The organism is Bacillus sp. GbtcB14, from assembly GCF_019091205.1.
Taxonomy (GTDB): Bacteria; Bacillota; Bacilli; order Bacillales; family Bacillaceae_G; genus Bacillus_A; species Bacillus_A cereus_AG.
Genome location: NZ_JAGXJT010000205.1, coordinates 1 through 255 on the forward strand (window position 1 = coordinate 1; position 255 = coordinate 255).

Sequence of the window (255 nt, forward strand, 5' to 3'; positions counted from 1 at the left end):
TATTATTCCGCAGTAGCTCAGCGGTAGAGCTATCGGCTGTTAACCGATCGGTCGTAGGTTCGATTCCTACCTGCGGAGCCATTATGCTTCCATAGCTCAGCTGGTAGAGTACTTCCATGGTAAGGAAGAGGTCACCGGTTCAAGCCCGGTTGGAAGCTTGGAAAAAGTTTTAAATTTTTGGCCCGTTGGTCAAGTGGTTAAGACACCGCCCTTTCACGGCGGTAACACGGGTTCGAATCCCGTACGGGTCACCAC

At 51.4% G+C, this 255-nt stretch carries 3 tRNA genes; all 3 read left to right on the forward strand.

Going from position 1 to position 255, the window contains the following annotated elements:
* The first annotated feature begins 6 nt into the window (after positions 1-6).
* The 3 genes from KVT31_RS29715 to KVT31_RS29725 all read left to right on the forward strand — a co-directional run bounded on the left by KVT31_RS29715 (position 7) and on the right by KVT31_RS29725 (position 254).
* A tRNA-Asn gene (locus tag KVT31_RS29715) sits at positions 7-81 on the forward strand.
* 4 nt (positions 82-85) lie between these two features.
* Positions 86-158 (forward strand) — tRNA-Thr (locus KVT31_RS29720).
* A gap of 21 nt (positions 159-179) precedes the next feature.
* Positions 180-254: transfer RNA gene (locus tag KVT31_RS29725), tRNA-Glu, on the forward strand.
* Position 255 lies beyond the last annotated feature (1 nt).